A 17,541-nucleotide genomic window follows, 5' to 3' on the forward strand; every position below is an offset into this window, starting at 1 on the left:
GCATGAATAGCACGCTTATCCAGACAGACCGTTTCACCCTGAGTGAAACCGAGCGCTCGGCCATCGAGCACGAGCTGCATCACTACGAAGACCCGCGCGCGGCGTCGATCGAAGCCCTGAAGATCGTCCAGAAGGAACGTGGCTGGGTGCCTGACGGCGCTCTGTACGCCATCGGCGAGATCCTCGGCATTCCGGCCAGCGACGTGGAAGGCGTGGCGACGTTCTATAGCCAGATCTTCCGTCAGCCCGTTGGCCGTCACATCATTCGCGTCTGCGACAGCATGGTCTGCTACATCGGTGGCCACGAGTCCGTGGTCAGCGAAATTCAGGGCAAGCTGGGCATTGGCCTGGGTCAGACCACGGCCGACGGTCGTTTCACCCTGCTGCCGGTCTGCTGCCTGGGCAACTGCGACAAGGCGCCGGCGTTGATGATCGACGACGACACATTCGGTGACGTGCAGCCAGCTGGCGTCGCCAAATTGCTCGAGGGCTACGTATGACCCTGACCTCCTTCGGTCCTGCCAACCGCATCAAGCGCTCGGCCGAGACTCACCCCCTGACCTGGCGTCTGCGTGACGACGGCGAAGCCGTGTGGCTCGACGAGTACCAGGCCAAGAACGGTTACGCCGCTGCGCGCAAAGCCTTCGCCGACATGGCCCAGGACGAGATCGTCCAGACCGTGAAAGATGCAGGCCTCAAAGGTCGCGGCGGTGCAGGCTTCCCCACTGGCGTGAAGTGGGGCCTGATGCCCAAGGACGAATCCATCAACATCCGCTACCTGCTGTGCAACGCGGATGAAATGGAGCCGAACACCTGGAAAGACCGCATGCTGATGGAGCAACTGCCCCATCTGCTGATCGAAGGCATGCTGATCAGTGCTCGCGCACTGAAAACCTACCGTGGCTACATCTTCCTGCGTGGCGAATACACCACCGCCGCCAAGCACCTGAACCGTGCCGTGGAAGAAGCCAAGGCAGCGGGCCTGCTGGGCAAGAACATCCTGGGCAGCGGCTTCGATTTCGAGCTGTTCGTCCACACCGGTGCCGGGCGTTACATCTGCGGTGAAGAAACCGCACTGATCAACTCCCTCGAGGGCCGTCGCGCCAACCCGCGCTCCAAGCCGCCCTTCCCTGCCGCCGTTGGCGTGTGGGGCAAGCCGACTTGCGTGAACAACGTTGAAACCCTGTGCAACGTGCCGGCGATCATTGCCGACGGCGTGGACTGGTACAAATCGTTGGCCCGCGCAGGCAGCGAAGACATGGGCACCAAGCTCATGGGCTTCTCCGGCAAAGTGAAGAACCCGGGCCTGTGGGAGCTGCCGTTCGGCGTCACCGGTCGCGAGCTGTTCGAAGACTACGCCGGCGGCATGCGCGACGGCTTCAAGCTCAAGGCCTGGCAGCCAGGCGGTGCCGGTACCGGCTTCCTGCTGCCGGAACACCTGGACGCACAAATGTACGCCGGCGGCATTGCCAAAGTGGGCACCCGTATGGGTACCGGCCTGGCGATGGCGGTGGACGACAGCGTCAACATGGTTTCCCTGCTGCGCAACATGGAAGAGTTCTTCTCCCGCGAGTCGTGCGGCTTCTGCACCCCGTGCCGTGATGGTCTGCCGTGGAGCGTCAAGCTGCTGCGTGCGATCGAGAACGGTGAAGGGCAAGCCGGCGATATCGAGACCCTGCTGGGTCTGGTCGGTTTCCTCGGCCCTGGCAAGACCTTCTGTGCTCACGCACCGGGCGCCGTGGAGCCATTGGGCAGCGCAATCAAATATTTCCGCTCTGAATTCGAGGCCGGTATCGCGCCAACCCGCGCGGGCGATCTCAATCAGGTGGTAACAGCGACCATGGTCGGTGCGTAACGCTTAAAAAGGCGAAGGGTCCGTGCCCCTCGCCTTCTCGTTCGATGACGCCTTTCGAGGCTGTTTGGATTCGGACGAATAACAAGATTCCATTAGCCACGCCCGCTGACACCGGGCCAACGAAGAACTTTGAACCATGGCCACTATCCACGTAGACGGCAAAGAGCTCGAAGTCGATGGGGCAGACAACCTGTTACAGGCGTGTCTGTCGCTAGGCCTCGATATCCCTTATTTCTGCTGGCACCCAGCCCTTGGCAGCGTTGGCGCTTGCCGCCAGTGCGCGGTCAAGCAGTACACCGACGAGAACGACACCCGTGGTCGCATCGTCATGTCCTGCATGACCCCTGCCACCGACGGCAGCTGGATCTCCATCGAAGACGAAGAAGCGAAAGTGTTTCGCGCCAGCGTCGTCGAATGGCTGATGACCAACCACCCTCACGACTGCCCGGTCTGTGAGGAAGGCGGTCACTGCCACCTGCAAGACATGACCGTGATGACCGGCCACAACGAGCGCCGTTATCGCTTCACCAAGCGCACCCACCAGAACCAGCAACTGGGCCCGTTCATTTCCCACGAGATGAACCGCTGCATCGCTTGCTATCGCTGCGTGCGCTTCTACAAGGATTACGCTGGCGGCACCGACCTCGGTGTATTCGGTGCCCACGACAACGTGTACTTCGGTCGCGTTGAAGACGGCACCCTCGAAAGCGAGTTCTCCGGCAACCTCACCGAGGTCTGCCCGACCGGTGTGTTCACCGACAAGACTCACTCCGAGCGTTACAACCGCAAATGGGACATGCAGTTCTCGCCGAGCATCTGCCATGGCTGCTCCAGCGGTTGCAACATCTCCCCGGGCGAACGCTACGGTGAACTGCGTCGTATCGAAAACCGTTTCAACGGCTCGGTAAACCAGTACTTCCTGTGCGACCGTGGCCGTTTCGGTTACGGCTACGTCAACCGCGAAGACCGTCCGCGTCAGCCATTGCTGGCTAACGGCGCCAAACTGAGCCTCGACGAAGCGCTGGATAAAGCCGCTGACCTGCTGCGCGGTCGCAACATCGTCGGTATCGGTTCGCCGCGTGCCAGCCTCGAAAGCAACTACGCGTTGCGCGAACTGGTCGGTGCCGAGCACTTCTACTCCGGTATCGAAGCCGCTGAGCTGGAACGCATTCGCCTGGTCATGCAGGTGTTGAAAGACAGCCCGCTGCCAATCCCGAACATGCGCGACATCGAAGACCACGATGCCATTTTCGTCCTCGGTGAAGACCTGACCCAGACCGCTGCCCGTGTGGCGCTGTCGTTGCGTCAATCGGTCAAGGGCAAAGCTGAAGACATGGCCGACGCCATGCGCGTTCAGCCTTGGCTCGACGCCGCCGTGAAGAACATCGGCCAGCACGCGCTGAACCCGTTGTTCATCGCCAGCCTGGCTGAAACCAAGCTCGACGACATCGCAGAAGAATGCGTACACGCTGCACCCGACGATCTGGCCCGCATCGGTTTCGCCGTGGCTCACGCCCTCGACGCCAGCGCACCGGCTGTTGAAGGCCTGGACGCTGAAGCCGTTGAACTGGCGCAACGCATCGCCAATGCCCTGCTGGCCGCCAAGCGTCCGCTGATCATTGCCGGTACGTCGCTGGGCTCCAAGGCGCTGATCGAAGCGGCGGCCAACATCGCCAAGGCCCTGAAGCTGCGCGAGAAGAACGGTTCCATCAGCCTGATCGTGCCAGAGGCCAACAGCCTTGGCCTGGCCATGCTCGGTGGCAACTCGGTCGACGAAGCGCTGCAAGCCGTGATCGACGGCAAGGCCGACGCCATCGTCGTGCTGGAAAACGATCTGTACACCCGTACCGACAAAGCCCGCGTTGATGCCGCCCTGAACGCCGCGAAAGTGGTGATTGTTGCCGACCATCAGAAGACCGCCACCAGCGATCGCGCGCACCTGGTTCTGCCCGCTGCCAGCTTCGCCGAAGGCGACGGTACGCTGGTCAGCCAGGAAGGCCGCGCCCAGCGCTTCTTCCAGGTGTTCGATCCTAAGTACCTGGACGCCAGCATCCTGGTCCACGAAGGCTGGCGCTGGCTGCACGCCCTGCGCGCCACCCTGCTGAACCAGCCAATCGACTGGACCCAGCTGGACCACGTGACTGCCGCCTGCGCTGCGAGCACGCCGCAACTGGCGCGCATCGTTGATGCCGCACCGTCCGCCTCGTTCCGCATCAAGGGCTTGAAACTGGCCCGCGAACCGCTGCGTTACTCTGGTCGTACCGCCATGCGCGCAGACATCAGCGTGCACGAACCGCGTACTTCGCAAGACATCGACACCGCGTTTGCCTTCTCGATGGAAGGTTATTCGGGTTCGGTCGAACCGCGTCAGCAAGTGCCATTCGCCTGGTCGCCGGGCTGGAACTCGCCGCAAGCCTGGAACAAGTTCCAGGACGAAGTCGGTGGTCACATCCGTGCTGGCGACCCAGGCACCCGCCTGATCGAAAGCACCGGTGACTCGCTGAACTGGTTCGCCAGTGTTCCGCGCGCCTTCAACCCGGCTCAAGGCACCTGGCAGGTTGTGCCGTTCTTCCACCTGTTCGGCAGCGAAGAGACTTCTTCCAAAGCCGCACCGGTTCAAGAGCGCATTCCAGCCGCTTACGTCGCTCTGGCCAAATCCGAAGCCGACCGCCTGGGCGTCAATGAAGGTGCCTTGCTCAGCTTGAACGTCGCCGGCCAGACCTTGCGTCTGCCGCTGCGTATCAACGAAGAACTGGGTGCTGGTCTGGTTGCATTGCCGGCCGGTATCGCGGGCATTCCGCCAGCGATTTTCGGTAAATCCGTTGACGGTCTGCAGGAGGCAGCTCAATGACCTGGTTCACGCCTGAAGTGATCGACGTGATCATCGCCGTCCTCAAGGCCATCGTGATTCTGCTCGCCGTGGTGGTTTGCGGCGCGCTGCTGAGCTGGGTCGAGCGTCGTCTGCTCGCCCTCTGGCAGGACCGTTATGGTCCGAACCGCGTCGGCCCGTTCGGCGCGTTCCAGATCGCGGCCGACATGATCAAGATGTTCTTCAAGGAAGACTGGACGCCGCCGTTCGCCGACAAGATGATCTTCACCCTGGCACCGGTCGTGGCCATGAGCGCCCTGCTGATTGCCTTCGCGATCATCCCGATCACCCCGACCTGGGGCGTGGCGGACCTGAACATCGGCATCCTGTTCTTCTTCGCCATGGCCGGCCTGTCGGTCTACGCGGTGTTGTTCGCCGGCTGGTCGAGTAACAACAAGTTTGCCCTGTTGGGCAGCTTGCGGGCCTCGGCACAAACCGTGTCGTATGAAGTGTTCATGGGCCTGTCGCTGATGGGCATCGTGATCCAGGTCGGCTCGTTCAACATGCGCGACATCGTTGACTACCAGGCCCAGCACCTGTGGTTCATCATCCCGCAGATCTTCGGTTTCCTGACCTTCTTCATCGCCGGCGTCGCCGTGACTCACCGTCACCCGTTCGACCAGCCGGAAGCGGAACAGGAACTGGCCGACGGTTACCACATTGAATACGCCGGCATGAAATGGGGCATGTTCTTCGTGGGCGAGTACATCGGTATCGTGCTGATTTCGGCGCTGCTGGTGACGTTGTTCTTCGGTGGCTGGCACGGTCCGTTCGGCATCCTGCCGCAGATCCCGTTCATCTGGTTCGCGCTCAAAACCGCGTTCTTCATCATGATCTTCATCCTGCTGCGCGCCTCGATTCCGCGCCCACGGTATGACCAAGTGATGGATTTCAGCTGGAAGTTCTGCCTGCCGCTGACCCTCGTCAACATGCTGGTGACCGCTGCGATCGTGTTGCTCAACACGCCCGCCGTCGCGGCTCAGTGAGGATAGAGAATCATGTTCAAGTACATTTTTGACATCGTGCATGGCTTCTTCACCCAGCTTCGCAGCCTGGTGATGATCTTCGGCCATGCCTTCCGCAAGCGCGACACGCTGCAGTACCCGGAAGAAGCCGTGTACCTGCCGCCGCGCTACCGTGGCCGTATCGTGCTGACCCGTGATCCCGACGGCGAAGAGCGTTGCGTAGCTTGCAACCTGTGCGCCGTGGCCTGCCCGGTGGGTTGCATCTCGTTGCAGAAAGCTGAAACCGAAGACGGTCGCTGGTACCCGGACTTCTTCCGCATCAACTTCTCGCGCTGCATTTTCTGCGGCCTCTGCGAGGAAGCCTGCCCGACCACCGCAATCCAGCTGACACCGGATTTCGAGATGGCCGAGTTCAAACGTCAGGACCTGGTTTACGAGAAAGAAGATCTGCTGATCTCCGGTCCCGGTAAAAACCCTGATTACAACTTCTATCGTGTTGCAGGTATGGCCATCGCCGGTAAGCCCAAAGGCGCCGCACAGAATGAAGCCCAGCCGATCAACGTGAAGAGCTTGCTGCCTTAAGGAAGAAAGATGGAATTCGCTTTCTATTTCGCATCGGGTGTTGCTGTCGTGTCCACGCTTCGCGTGATCACCCACACCAACCCTGTGCACGCCCTGCTCTACCTGATCATCTCGCTGATCGCCGTGGCCATGACCTTCTTCGCCCTCGGCGCACCGTTTGCCGGTGTGCTGGAAGTGATTGCCTACGCCGGCGCCATCATGGTGCTGTTCGTGTTCGTGGTGATGATGCTGAACCTGGGCCCTGCCTCGGTTCAGCAAGAACGCGTGTGGCTCAAACCCGGTATCTGGATCGGGCCGGTGATTCTTGCCGGCCTGCTGCTGGCTGAACTGCTGTACGTGTTGTTCAGCCACTCCAGCGGTCAGGCCATCGGCCACACCACCGTCGACGCAAAAGCCGTGGGCATCAGCCTGTTCGGTCCGTATCTGCTGGTGGTCGAACTCGCCTCGATGCTGCTGCTTGCCGCAGCCGTCACGGCGTTCCATTTGGGCCGTAACGAGGCGAAGGAGTAATTCATGCCTGCTATCCCTCTTGAACATGGACTGGCCGTTGCCGGCATCCTGTTCTGCCTCGGCCTGGTTGGCCTGATGGTCCGCCGCAACATTCTTTTCGTGTTGATGAGCCTGGAAGTGATGATGAACGCCTCTGCACTGGCCTTCATCGTTGCCGGTGCACGTTGGGGTCAGCCGGATGGACAGATCATGTTCATCCTGGTGATCAGCCTGGCAGCCGCCGAGGCCAGTATTGGCCTGGCGATCCTGCTGCAACTGTATCGCCGCTTCCACACGCTCGATATCGACGCTGCCAGCGAGATGCGCGGATGAATCTTCTCTATCTGACTTTCGTATTCCCTCTCATTGGTTTCCTGCTGCTGTCGTTTTCGCGCGGCCGCTTCTCGGAAAACCTCTCGGCGCTGATTGGCGTCGGTTCCATCGGCCTGTCTGCCATCGTCGCGACCTACGTGATCTGGCAGTTCAACGTTGCCCCTCCTGAAGGCGGTCACTACACCCAGGTGTTGTGGCAGTGGATGGCGGTGGAAGGCTTCACACCAAACTTCGCCCTGTACCTGGATGGCCTGTCGGTCACCATGCTCGGTGTAGTGGTTGGCGTCGGCTTCCTGATCCACCTGTTCGCGTCCTGGTACATGCGCGGTGAAGACGGTTACTCGCGCTTCTTCGCCTACACCAACCTGTTTATCGCCAGCATGCTGTTCCTGATCCTGGGCGATAACCTGTTGTTCCTGTACTTCGGTTGGGAAGGCGTGGGCCTGTGCTCGTACCTGTTGATCGGTTTCTACTACAGCAACCGCAACAACGGTAACGCGGCACTCAAAGCCTTCATCGTGACCCGCATCGGCGACGTGTTCATGGCCATCGGCCTGTTCATCCTGTTCCAGCAACTGGGCACATTGAATGTCCAGGAACTGCTGGTGCGGGCACCTGAGCACTTCAAGGTCGGCGACTTCTGGATCGTTCTGGCAACCCTGATGCTGCTGGGCGGCGCTGTCGGTAAATCCGCGCAACTGCCACTGCAAACCTGGCTGGCGGATGCGATGGCCGGTCCTACCCCGGTTTCGGCACTGATCCACGCCGCAACCATGGTCACCGCAGGCGTCTACCTGATCGCCCGTACCCACGGCCTGTTCGCCCTGGCGCCGGATATCCTGCACCTGGTCGGTATCGTCGGCGGCGTGACACTGGTGCTGGCAGGTTTTGCCGCACTGGTACAAACCGACATCAAACGTATCCTCGCCTACTCGACCATGAGCCAGATCGGCTACATGTTCCTGGCGCTGGGCGTTGGTGCATGGGAAGGCGCGATCTTCCACCTGATGACCCACGCCTTCTTCAAGGCCCTGTTGTTCCTTGCTTCCGGTGCGGTAATCGTTGCCTGCCACCACGAGCAGAACATCTTCAAGATGGGCGGCCTGTGGAAGAAACTGCCACTGGCCTACACCAGCTTCATCGTCGGCGGCGCGGCACTGTCCGCCCTGCCACTGGTGACCGCAGGCTTCTACTCCAAGGACGAAATCCTCTGGGAAGCGTTCGCCAGCGGCAACCACGGCCTGCTGTACGCCGGCCTGGTCGGTGCGTTCATGACCTCGCTGTACACCTTCCGCCTGATCTTCATTGCGTTCCACGGTGAAGCGAAGACCGAAGCCCACGCCGGTCACGGCATTGCCCACTGGCTGCCTCTGTCGGTGCTGATCGTGTTGTCGACCTTCGTCGGCGCAATGATCGTCCCACCGCTGCACGGCGTGCTGCCGGAAAGCGTCGGCCATGCCGGCGGCGAAGCCAAGCACAGTCTGGAAATCGCTTCGGGCGCCATCGCCCTGGCCGGTATCCTGCTGGCCGCCTTGCTGTTCCTCGGCAAGCGTCGCTTCGTCACCGCCATTGCCAACAGCGGCATCGGCCGCTTCCTTTCGGCCTGGTGGTTCGCTGCCTGGGGCTTCGATTGGATCTACGACAAACTGTTCGTCAAGCCGTACCTTGCGATCAGCCATGTACTGCGCAAAGACCCGCTCGACCAGACCATCGGTCTGATCCCGCGTATGGCCAAAGGCGGTCACACCGCCCTGAGCCGCACCGAGACCGGTCAATTGCGTTGGTATGCCGCCTCGATGGCTGCTGGTGCCGTGCTGGTTATCGGCGCCATCGTGCTGGTAGCGGTCTGATATGAACCTTGCGAACTTGCGAAAGGAAACGAGCCCGTCATGATTCTGCCTTGGCTAATCCTGATCCCCTTCATCGGCGGCCTGCTGTGCTGGATGGGTGAGCGCTTCGGCGCCACCCTCCCCCGCTGGATTGCGCTGTTGACCATGACCCTGGAACTCGCGCTCGGCCTCTGGCTGTGGGCCCACGGTAATTATTCATTTGCTCCGGCGCCTGGCGCCGATCCGACCTGGGCGCTTGAGTTCAAGCACGTCTGGATCCAGCGCTTCGGCATCAACGTGCACCTGGCCCTCGACGGCCTGTCGCTGTTGATGATCCTGCTGACCGGCCTGCTGGGTATCCTCTCGGTCCTGTGTTCGTGGAAAGAGATTCAACGTCACGTTGGCTTCTTCCACCTGAACCTGATGTGGATCCTGGGCGGTGTCGTCGGCGTGTTCCTGGCCCTCGACCTGTTCATGTTCTTCTTCTTCTGGGAAATGATGCTGGTGCCGATGTACTTCCTCATCGCGCTCTGGGGTCACAGTTCTTCGGACGGCAAGAAAACCCGGATCTACGCGGCGACCAAGTTCTTCATCTTCACTCAGGCTTCCGGCCTGATCATGCTGGTGGCGATCCTGGGTCTGGTACTGGTCAACTTCAACAACACCGGCGTGATTACCTTCAACTACGCCGACCTGTTGAAAACCAAGATGTCGATGACCACCGAGTACATCCTGATGCTCGGCTTCTTCATCGCCTTCGCGGTCAAGCTGCCTGTCGTACCGTTCCACTCCTGGCTGCCTGATGCTCACGCCCAGGCGCCAACCGCGGGTTCGGTCGATCTGGCCGGTATCCTGTTGAAGACCGCTGCTTACGGTCTGCTGCGTTTCGCCCTGCCGCTGTTCCCGAATGCTTCGGCCGAGTTCGCGCCGATTGCCATGACCCTGGGTCTGATCGGGATTTTCTACGGTGCGTTCCTGGCGTTCGCGCAAACCGACATCAAGCGTCTGATCGCCTTCTCGTCCGTTTCCCACATGGGTTTCGTGCTGATCGGCATCTACTCCGGCAGCCAACTGGCGCTGCAAGGCGCGGTGATCCAGATGCTGGCCCACGGTGTTTCGGCGGCGGCACTGTTTATCCTCAGTGGTCAGCTGTACGAGCGCACCCATACTCGCGACATGCGTGAAATGGGCGGCCTGTGGTCGAAGATCGCTTACCTGCCGGCCATCAGCCTGTTCTTCGCGGCGGCGTCGCTGGGCTTGCCGGGCACCGGCAACTTCGTCGGTGAGTTCCTGATCCTGATCGGCAACTTCGCCACGGCACCCTGGATTACCGCGATTGCGACGTCCGGCCTGGTGTTCGGTTCGGTGTACTCGCTGATCATGATTCACCGTGCCTACTTCGGCCCGTCCAAGTCGGACGCGGTACTGCACGGCATGGATGCTCGCGAACTGATCATGGTGGTCGGTCTTGCGGTATTGCTGATCTACATCGGCGTCTACCCGCAACCGTTCCTAGACACTTCTGCCGCGACGATGCATGGCGTGCAGCAGTGGCTCGGTACCGCCTTCACTCAACTCGCTTCGGCCCGGTAAGAGCGCTATGGAATTCACGATTCAACACTTTATCGCGCTGGCGCCACTGTTGATCACCACCGCCACGATCATCGTGGTGATGCTGGCCATCGCCTGGCGCCGCAACCACGCACAGACCTTCCTGATTTCGGTGGCGGGTCTGAACCTGGCATTGCTGTCGATCCTGCCTGCCTTGAAAGTCGCGCCTCTGGCCGTGACCCCATTGCTGCAGATCGATAACTTTGCCTGTCTGTACATGGCGCTGATCCTGGTCGCCACCCTCGCCTGTGTGACCCTCGCCCACGCCTACCTCGGCGATGGCGGTACGGGTTACCCAGGCAACCGCGAAGAACTGTACCTGCTGATCCTGATGGCCGCCGCCGGTGGCCTGGTGCTGGTCAGCGCGCAGCACCTGGCCGGGTTGTTCATCGGTCTGGAACTGCTGTCGGTGCCGGTCTACGGTCTGGTGGCTTATGCCTTCTTCAACAAGCGTTCGCTGGAAGCCGGCATCAAGTACATGGTGCTGTCGGCAGCCGGTTCCGCGTTCCTGTTGTTCGGCATGGCCCTGCTCTACGCCGATTCCGGCAGCCTGAGCTTCGTCGGCATCGGCCAGGCCCTGGCGGCCACCGGCCTGCCAAGCTCGCTGGCGCAAATGGGCCTGGGCATGATGTTGATCGGTCTGGCGTTCAAGCTGTCGCTGGTGCCGTTCCACCTCTGGACTCCGGACGTTTACGAAGGTGCTCCCGCACCGGTGGCGGCGTTCCTGGCGACCGCTTCCAAAGTGGCGGTGTTTGCGGTGATGGTGCGTCTGTTCCAGATCTCGCCAGCGGCCAGCAGCGGTGTGTTGAGCACCGTGCTGAGCGTTATCGCCGTGGCCTCGATCCTGTTCGGTAACCTGTTGGCGCTGACCCAGAGCAACCTCAAGCGTCTGCTCGGTTACTCGTCCATCGCCCACTTCGGCTACCTGCTGATCGCCCTGGTGGCGAGCAAGGGTCTGGCCATGGAAGCCATCGGCGTGTACCTGGTCACCTACGTGATCACCAGCCTCGGCGCTTTCGGCGTGATCACCCTGATGTCCTCGCCGTACAAAGGTCGCGACGCGGATGCCCTGTACGAATACCGCGGCCTGTTCTGGCGCCGTCCGTACCTGACCGCGGTACTGACCGTGATGATGCTGTCCCTGGCCGGTATCCCGCTGACCGCGGGCTTCATCGGCAAGTTCTACATCATCGCGACCGGTGTCGAGTCGCATCAATGGTGGCTGGTTGCATCTCTGGTTGTAGGTAGCGCCATCGGCGTCTTCTACTACCTGCGCGTGATGGTCACCCTGTACCTGATCGAGCCGAACCTGCGTCGCCACGATGCGCAGCTGCACTGGGAACAACGTGCAGGCGGCGTGATGCTGTTGGCCATCGCGGTACTGGCTTTCTTCCTCGGCCTGTACCCACAGCCGTTGCTGACGCTGGTTCAGCAGGCGGGTCTGGCGGGTTGATCGTTTAGCGTTACCCGATAGAAAACAGAAACGGCACCTTCGGGTGCCGTTTTTGCGTTTGGGCTTCAAAGATCAAAACATCGTCCGAACGCGGCCCGAGCCTGCGGCAGCTCCTACATTGAGGACATATTCCAGATGTAGGACCCCGCGCAGGCTACGACGTTTTGATCACCGCTTCTCTCCCCTTCTCGCCCACATCCCACCGGCAACCCAGCCTCGTCCTACACCCCCATCCCACACGCAAATGTACCGTAATGACTTGACCGAATAGAACGAGACGGACGCCTTGACCTATTAGATTCTTGTGATAGAAATATACGCAGGTAACGTACAGAACATGGATGCTCTCTTTATCGAATTACCCGTATTTCAAAAGCACAGGAATGACTACCTGGACGACGATCTGTTCCGCAGTTTTCAACTGGAGCTGCTGAAAAACCCTGAAGCAGGCGATCTCGTGGAAGGTATGGGCGGGTTGCGCAAAATCCGCTTCTCCGACCAGCGACGAGGCAAAGGCAAGCGCAGCGGATTACGGGTGATTTATTACTGGTGGTCAGGTTTTGATCAATTCTGGCTGTTCACCGTCTATAGCAAAAACGAGCAAGACGACCTATCGCCTTCCCAGAAGAAACTTTTCAGACAAGCGCTAGATAGAGAAATCAACACGAGATCCCACTATGAAACGTGACATTTTTACCGAACTGATGGATGGCCTCGAAGCCTTGGCCGACGAGCGTCAAGGCAAGGTCACGCTGCGAACCCACAAGGTCAAGTTACCAAAACTGGTGCCAATCACTGCCGAGGAGGTGGTAGCCATCCGCCAACAGCTCAATCTTTCCCGGTCGGTATTCGCGATGTATTTGCGTACAAATACCCGCACCCTGGAAAACTGGGAGCAAGGACGTGCACAACCGAATGCGCAGGCCACTACTTTGATTCGTCTGGTCGAGCGCTTTCCGGAAACGGCTGAACGGCTGGCGGCGTTGAGCTGAATTGTCGTTAAGCGCAAAAAACCTGTGGCGAGGGCACTTGCTCCCGCTGGACTGCGTAGCAGTCCGTTTCTTTTCTGAAGAGAGGGGGTCGCTTCGCGACCCAGCGGGAGCAAGCACCCTCGCCACAGGGATGTATTAATCCTAGGTCAATTGGCAAGCGTTCAAGACAGGTTTTGTCCAGCAAGCGACCTGCGCCTATCAGTGATTGACTGCGCCGGCTAAACGTGACGAAATGTTTCAGCTTTTTGATCTACTCTCCTAGAGCCAAACACCTCCCTCCCCTCTTATTCTCACAGGATAAGTGCTTTGACAAACATCTGTTCCGCCGGCCTTGATATTGGCTTCGCCTCTCTGGATTACCTGCAAATCGGCATCCTGGGCATCATTCAGGGTATTACCGAGCTGTTGCCCGTTTCCTCTACTGCCCATATGCGCATCGTGCCCGCCCTGCTCGGCTGGCCCGATCCCGGTTCGGCGTTTTCCGCCGCCATGCAACTGGCCGCGCTGGCGGCAGTGGTCAGTTATTTCTGGCGGGATGTGAGGCAAGTCGTCACGGGCAGTATCGGTGCCGTGCGCCAAGGTGATTACAGCAACCAGTGGTTCAAGCTGGCCGTTGCCATCGTGCTGGCAACCATCCCCATCGGTATTGCTGGCATCGCCTTGTCATCGACACTGAACGCCTGCAACTCGCCCATGAGAGGCCTGATGGTGATCGGGATTTCATGCGTGGTGATGGCCGTTCTGCTGGCCGCCGCCGAACTCAGTTGCCGCCATCGCCGCACCGTTGGAGAAATGCGCCTGCGCGACGCGCTGATTGTCGGCATTGCCCAGATCGGAGCGCTGATTCCAGGCGTTTCCCGTTCTGGCTCAACCCTGACAGCCGCACTGTTCCTCAACTTCAAACGCGAAGAAGCGGCACGCTTCTCCTTCCTGTTGGGCCTGCCCGCTATCGCCCTGGCCGGCCTGAAAGAACTGTGGGTACTGTTCCATGCGCAGCTCCCGGCAGAAGCCTGGGCTCATCTGATTTTCGGCTTGGTCATCGCCAGCGTCTCGGCATTTTTCGCCATCTGGGGCCTGATGAAGTTTCTGGAGAAGTTCTCCACCTGGCCGTTTGTCATCTACCGCGCAGTGCTGGGGATTTTCCTGATTGTGGCGGTGAGCACCGGGTTCTTGAGCTGATCCTGGCGCAGGGCTCTTAATCAAGGGTCGACTTGCTCGCGCAAACAATCTGTCAGGCACCGTTAATATCTCTCCAGCCCAAAAAAACAAAACCCGCACAAGGCGGGTTTTATTTTGTAAGCAATAAACCAATCAGTCAGCCAGACGCCAAGTCGTGCCGCCCTTGCCGTCTTCCAGCACCACGCCCATGGTGGTGAGCTGGTCGCGGATGCGGTCGGATTCGGCCCAGTCTTTGCCGGCGCGTGCTGCCAGACGCGCCTGAATCAGCGCATCAACTTCAGCTGCGTCAACACGGCCTTCAGCGCCGGCCTGCAAGAAGTCATCGGCTTCGAGCTGCAACACGCCCAGCACGCTGGCCAGTTCCTTCAAGCGCGCTGCCAGACCGGCCGCTGCGTTCAGATCGCTCTCGCGCAGGCGGTTGATCTCGCGCACCATTTCGAACAGCACCGCGCAGGCTTCCGGCGTGCCGAAGTCGTCGTTCATCACCTGAGTGAAGCGTTCGACAAAGGCTTCGCCGCCAGCCGGCTCCACGTTCGGCAGGCCTTTCAACGCGTGGTAGAAACGCTCCAGGGCGCCTTTGGCGTCCTTGAGGTTGTCTTCCGAATAGTTGATCGCGCTGCGGTAGTGGCTTGACACCAACAAGTAACGCACGACTTCCGGGTGGTACTTTTCCAGCACGTCGCGAATGGTGAAGAAGTTGTTCAAGGACTTGGACATCTTCTCGCCATTGATGCGAATCATGCCGCAATGCATCCACGCGTTGGCGTAAGTCTTGCCGGTGGCCGCTTCGCTCTGGGCGATTTCGTTTTCATGGTGCGGGAACTCAAGGTCGCTGCCGCCGCCATGAATGTCGAACGTCTCGCCCAGGCAGCAGGTCGACATCACCGAGCACTCGATGTGCCAGCCCGGACGACCATCGCCCCACGGCGACGCCCAGCTCGGCTCGCCCGGCTTGGCGCCTTTCCACAGCACGAAGTCCAGCGGGTCCTGTTTCGACTCGTCGACTTCGATCCGCGCGCCGATGCGCAGGTCTTCGATCTTCTTGCGCGACAGCTTGCCGTAGCCCATGAATTTGGCGACGCGGTAATACACGTCACCATTGCCCGGCGCGTAGGCGTAGCCCTTGTCGATCAGGGTCTGGATCATCGCGTGCATGCCGGCGATGTGGCCGGTGGCGCGCGGCTCCATGTCCGGCTTCTTGATGTTCAGGCGCGCTTCGTCTTCGTGCATCGCCGCGATCATGCGCTCGGTCAACGCTTCGAACGACTCGCCGTTTTCACGGGCGCGATTGATGATCTTGTCGTCGATGTCGGTGATGTTGCGCACGTAGGTCAGGTCGTAGCCGCTGAACCGCAGCCAGCGGGTCACCAGGTCGAACGCGACCATGCTGCGGCCATGGCCCAGGTGGCAGTAGTCGTACACGGTCATCCCGCAGACGTACATGCGCACCTTGTTGCCATCCAGCGGCTTGAAGACTTCTTTGCTCTTGGTGAGCGTGTTGTAGATCGTTAGCACAACAGTTTCCTTAAAGAATCACTGGCCCCACGAATCACGCAAGGTCACGGTACGGTTGAATACCGGAGCGCCCGGTTTCGAGTCCTTGATATCCGCGCAGAAGTAACCTTCGCGCTCAAACTGGAAACGGTCTTCCGGCTGTGCGTTGCCCAGCGAAGGCTCGGCACGACAACCAGTGAGAACTTGCAGCGATTCAGGGTTGATGTTGTCCAGGAAACTGGCGCTGTCTTCAGCCTTTTCAGGGTTGGCCGAACGGAACAGACGATCGTACAGACGCACTTCGCACTCGACGCTGGCCGCCGCCGGCACCCAGTGGATCACGCCTTTGACCTTGCGGCCTTCAGGGTTCTTGCCCAGCGTTTCCGGGTCGTAGGAGCAACGCAGTTCGACGATGTTGCCATCGGCATCCTTGATCGCTTCGTCGGCACGGATCACGTAGCTGCCGCGCAGACGCACTTCGCCGGTTGGCTCCAGGCGCTTGTAGCCTTTTGGCGGCTCTTCCATGAAATCATCGTGGTCGATGTAGATTTCACGGGCGAACGGCAGCTTGCGCACGCCCAGTTCTTCTTTCTGAGGATGACGTGGCAGTTCGAGGTTCTCGACCTGGTCTTCCGGGTAATTGGTGATCACCACTTTCAACGGACGCAGCACGCACATGGCACGCGGAGCGTTCTGGTCCAGGTCCTGACGGATGCTGAACTCGAGCATGCCGAAATCGACGACGCCGTCAGAACGGTTGGTGCCGACCATGTCACAGAAATTGCGGATCGACGCAGGCGTGTAGCCACGGCGGCGGAAGCCCGACAGCGTGGACATGCGCGGGTCATCCCAGCCGAGCACGTGCTTTTCATCGACCAGTTGCTTGAGTTTACGCTTGCTGGTGATGGTGTAGTTCAGGTTCAGGCGGCTGAACTCGTACTGACGCGGGTGCGCCGGCACTGGCAAGGCGTCGAGGAACCAGTCGTACAGCGGACGGTGGCTTTCGAATTCCAGGGTGCAGATCGAGTGGGTGATGCCTTCGATGGCGTCCGACTGACCGTGGGTGAAGTCATAGTTCGGGTAGATGCACCACTTGTCGCCAGTCTGGTGGTGGTGGGCGTGGCGGATGCGATACATGATCGGGTCGCGCAGGTTCATGTTCGGCGAGGCCATGTCGATCTTGGCCCGCAACACGCGTGCGCCGTCAGCGAATTCGCCAGCCTTCATGCGGGCGAACCAGTCGAGGTTTTCTTCCACGGAGCGGTCACGGAACGGGCTGTTCTTGCCCGGCTCGGTCAGGCTGCCACGGTATTCCTTGGCTTGCTCCGGGCTCAGGTCATCGACGTAGGCCTTGCCGGCCTTGATCAGCTCGACGGCCCAGTCGTGCAACTGGTCGAAATATTGCGAGGCGTAGCGCACTTCGCCGGACCATTCAAAGCCCAGCCATTTGATGTCGCTTTCGATCGCGTCGATGTATTCCTGGTCTTCCTTGGCCGGGTTGGTGTCGTCGAAACGCAGGTGCGTGACGCCGCCAAATTCCTGGGCCAGGCCGAAGTTCACGCAAATCGACTTGGCGTGACCAATGTGCAGGTAGCCGTTGGGCTCAGGCGGGAAACGGGTGACGATCTGCGTGTGCTTACCCGAGTCCAGGTCTGCCTGGATGATCGGCCGCAGGAAGTTGACCGGCACGGCTGGGCCGGTCTTGGCATTCGAGGTAGGGTCGACAGTGGGCTTGCTCATTAGGATCCTTGAACATACAAGTGCGTGGCCGGAACGAAAGGCCTGACAAAACAAAGCCGCTATCATAGCCGATGCCGTCAAGCCGCTGACAGAGCAGGCCCTAAATCAGGTGCGTTTAATCCACCTGTTTTGAAAAACTGCCTCGAAATT

15 protein-coding genes are annotated in these 17,541 nt (G+C 60.1%); 13 read left to right on the top strand and 2 right to left on the bottom strand.

Going from position 1 to position 17,541, the window contains the following annotated elements:
• The first annotated feature begins 2 nt into the window (after nucleotides 1–2).
• The 13 genes from nuoE (at nucleotide 3) to POF45_RS05360 (ending at nucleotide 14,157) form a co-directional block, all read left to right on the top strand.
• Nucleotides 3–500 carry an NADH-quinone oxidoreductase subunit NuoE gene (gene nuoE / locus POF45_RS05300; protein ID WP_253429228.1) on the top strand — a complete coding sequence of 166 codons (498 nt, stop codon included), beginning with the start codon at nucleotides 3–5 and terminating at the stop codon, nucleotides 498–500.
• Nucleotides 497–1,855, top strand: coding sequence for an NADH-quinone oxidoreductase subunit NuoF (nuoF, locus tag POF45_RS05305; RefSeq protein ID WP_259494961.1), 1,359 nt, complete (start codon nucleotides 497–499; stop codon nucleotides 1,853–1,855). Before nuoE ends, nuoF begins: the two co-directional genes overlap by 4 nt.
• A 136-nt stretch (nucleotides 1,856–1,991) precedes the next feature.
• Nucleotides 1,992–4,706: an NADH-quinone oxidoreductase subunit NuoG gene (gene nuoG, locus POF45_RS05310; protein ID WP_282315264.1), complete on the top strand. Its 2,715-nt coding sequence runs from the start codon at nucleotides 1,992–1,994 to the stop codon at nucleotides 4,704–4,706.
• Nucleotides 4,703–5,710 carry an NADH-quinone oxidoreductase subunit NuoH gene (gene nuoH / locus POF45_RS05315; RefSeq protein ID WP_201204594.1) on the top strand — a complete coding sequence of 336 codons (1,008 nt, stop codon included), beginning with the start codon at nucleotides 4,703–4,705 and terminating at the stop codon, nucleotides 5,708–5,710. The genes nuoG and nuoH overlap by 4 nt, the downstream gene beginning before the upstream one ends.
• Before the next feature lie 12 nt (nucleotides 5,711–5,722).
• Nucleotides 5,723–6,271, top strand: coding sequence for an NADH-quinone oxidoreductase subunit NuoI (nuoI, locus tag POF45_RS05320; RefSeq protein ID WP_259494965.1), 549 nt, complete (start codon nucleotides 5,723–5,725; stop codon nucleotides 6,269–6,271).
• Nucleotides 6,272–6,280: 9 nt separating this feature from the next.
• A complete protein-coding gene (nuoJ, locus tag POF45_RS05325; protein WP_259494966.1) occupies nucleotides 6,281–6,781 on the top strand; it encodes an NADH-quinone oxidoreductase subunit J in 501 nt (166 codons plus the stop codon).
• A gap of 3 nt (nucleotides 6,782–6,784) precedes the next feature.
• The gene (gene nuoK, locus POF45_RS05330) at nucleotides 6,785–7,093 is read left to right on the top strand and encodes an NADH-quinone oxidoreductase subunit NuoK (protein WP_003223790.1); all 309 of its coding nucleotides are present in this window, start codon (nucleotides 6,785–6,787) and stop codon (nucleotides 7,091–7,093) included.
• On the top strand, nucleotides 7,090–8,943 hold the full coding sequence (gene nuoL / locus POF45_RS05335) for an NADH-quinone oxidoreductase subunit L (protein ID WP_259494967.1): 1,854 nt from the start codon (nucleotides 7,090–7,092) through the stop codon (nucleotides 8,941–8,943). The genes nuoK and nuoL overlap by 4 nt, the downstream gene beginning before the upstream one ends.
• 39 nt (nucleotides 8,944–8,982) lie before the next feature.
• Nucleotides 8,983–10,515 carry an NADH-quinone oxidoreductase subunit M gene (gene nuoM / locus POF45_RS05340; protein WP_259494969.1) on the top strand — a complete coding sequence of 511 codons (1,533 nt, stop codon included), beginning with the start codon at nucleotides 8,983–8,985 and terminating at the stop codon, nucleotides 10,513–10,515.
• A 7-nt stretch (nucleotides 10,516–10,522) separates the two neighbouring features.
• Nucleotides 10,523–11,986, top strand: a complete 1,464-nt coding sequence (gene nuoN / locus POF45_RS05345) for an NADH-quinone oxidoreductase subunit NuoN (RefSeq protein WP_259494970.1) — start codon at nucleotides 10,523–10,525, stop codon at nucleotides 11,984–11,986.
• A 337-nt stretch (nucleotides 11,987–12,323) separates the two neighbouring features.
• Complete coding sequence (locus POF45_RS05350; protein WP_282315266.1) at nucleotides 12,324–12,674, top strand: type II toxin-antitoxin system RelE/ParE family toxin; 351 nt, start codon at nucleotides 12,324–12,326, stop codon at nucleotides 12,672–12,674.
• Nucleotides 12,664–12,978 (top strand): helix-turn-helix domain-containing protein, encoded by a 315-nt coding sequence (locus POF45_RS05355; protein ID WP_282315267.1) that lies wholly within the window; start codon nucleotides 12,664–12,666, stop codon nucleotides 12,976–12,978. The genes POF45_RS05350 and POF45_RS05355 overlap by 11 nt, the downstream gene beginning before the upstream one ends.
• 306 nt (nucleotides 12,979–13,284) lie before the next feature.
• Entirely contained in the window at nucleotides 13,285–14,157 is an 873-nt protein-coding gene (locus POF45_RS05360; protein WP_259494973.1) for an undecaprenyl-diphosphate phosphatase, read from the top strand.
• A 132-nt stretch (nucleotides 14,158–14,289) separates the two neighbouring features.
• Here the strand turns inward: POF45_RS05360 and cysS are convergent, their stop codons facing one another.
• Together cysS and POF45_RS05370 are read right to left on the bottom strand one after the other, a co-directional pair.
• Complete coding sequence (cysS, locus tag POF45_RS05365; RefSeq protein ID WP_282315268.1) at nucleotides 14,290–15,672, bottom strand: cysteine--tRNA ligase; 1,383 nt, start codon at nucleotides 15,670–15,672, stop codon at nucleotides 14,290–14,292.
• Between the two features lie 18 nt (nucleotides 15,673–15,690).
• A complete protein-coding gene (locus POF45_RS05370; protein WP_259494978.1) occupies nucleotides 15,691–17,391 on the bottom strand; it encodes a glutamine--tRNA ligase/YqeY domain fusion protein in 1,701 nt (566 codons plus the stop codon).
• Nucleotides 17,392–17,541 lie beyond the last annotated feature (150 nt).

The organism is Pseudomonas fungipugnans (genome assembly GCF_029955235.1).
GTDB classification, from domain to species: domain Bacteria; phylum Pseudomonadota; class Gammaproteobacteria; order Pseudomonadales; family Pseudomonadaceae; genus Aquipseudomonas; species Aquipseudomonas fungipugnans.

Excerpts from the sequence above, each read along its gene's own strand:
- POF45_RS05350 (WP_282315266.1), top strand. The coding sequence starts at position 12,324 with ATGGATGCTCTCTTTATCGAATTACCCGTATTTCAAAAGCACAGGAAT.
- nuoH (WP_201204594.1), top strand. The coding sequence starts at position 4,703 with ATGACCTGGTTCACGCCTGAAGTGATCGACGTGATCATCGCCGTCCTC.
- nuoJ (WP_259494966.1), top strand. The coding sequence starts at position 6,281 with ATGGAATTCGCTTTCTATTTCGCATCGGGTGTTGCTGTCGTGTCCACG.
- nuoE (WP_253429228.1), top strand. The coding sequence starts at position 3 with ATGAATAGCACGCTTATCCAGACAGACCGTTTCACCCTGAGTGAAACC.
- nuoF (WP_259494961.1), top strand. The coding sequence starts at position 497 with ATGACCCTGACCTCCTTCGGTCCTGCCAACCGCATCAAGCGCTCGGCC.
- nuoI (WP_259494965.1), top strand. The coding sequence starts at position 5,723 with ATGTTCAAGTACATTTTTGACATCGTGCATGGCTTCTTCACCCAGCTT.
- POF45_RS05370 (WP_259494978.1), bottom strand. The coding sequence starts at position 17,391 with ATGAGCAAGCCCACTGTCGACCCTACCTCGAATGCCAAGACCGGCCCA.
- nuoK (WP_003223790.1), top strand. The coding sequence starts at position 6,785 with ATGCCTGCTATCCCTCTTGAACATGGACTGGCCGTTGCCGGCATCCTG.
- POF45_RS05355 (WP_282315267.1), top strand. The coding sequence starts at position 12,664 with ATGAAACGTGACATTTTTACCGAACTGATGGATGGCCTCGAAGCCTTG.
- nuoN (WP_259494970.1), top strand. The coding sequence starts at position 10,523 with ATGGAATTCACGATTCAACACTTTATCGCGCTGGCGCCACTGTTGATC.
- nuoM (WP_259494969.1), top strand. The coding sequence starts at position 8,983 with ATGATTCTGCCTTGGCTAATCCTGATCCCCTTCATCGGCGGCCTGCTG.
- nuoL (WP_259494967.1), top strand. The coding sequence starts at position 7,090 with ATGAATCTTCTCTATCTGACTTTCGTATTCCCTCTCATTGGTTTCCTG.
- nuoG (WP_282315264.1), top strand. The coding sequence starts at position 1,992 with ATGGCCACTATCCACGTAGACGGCAAAGAGCTCGAAGTCGATGGGGCA.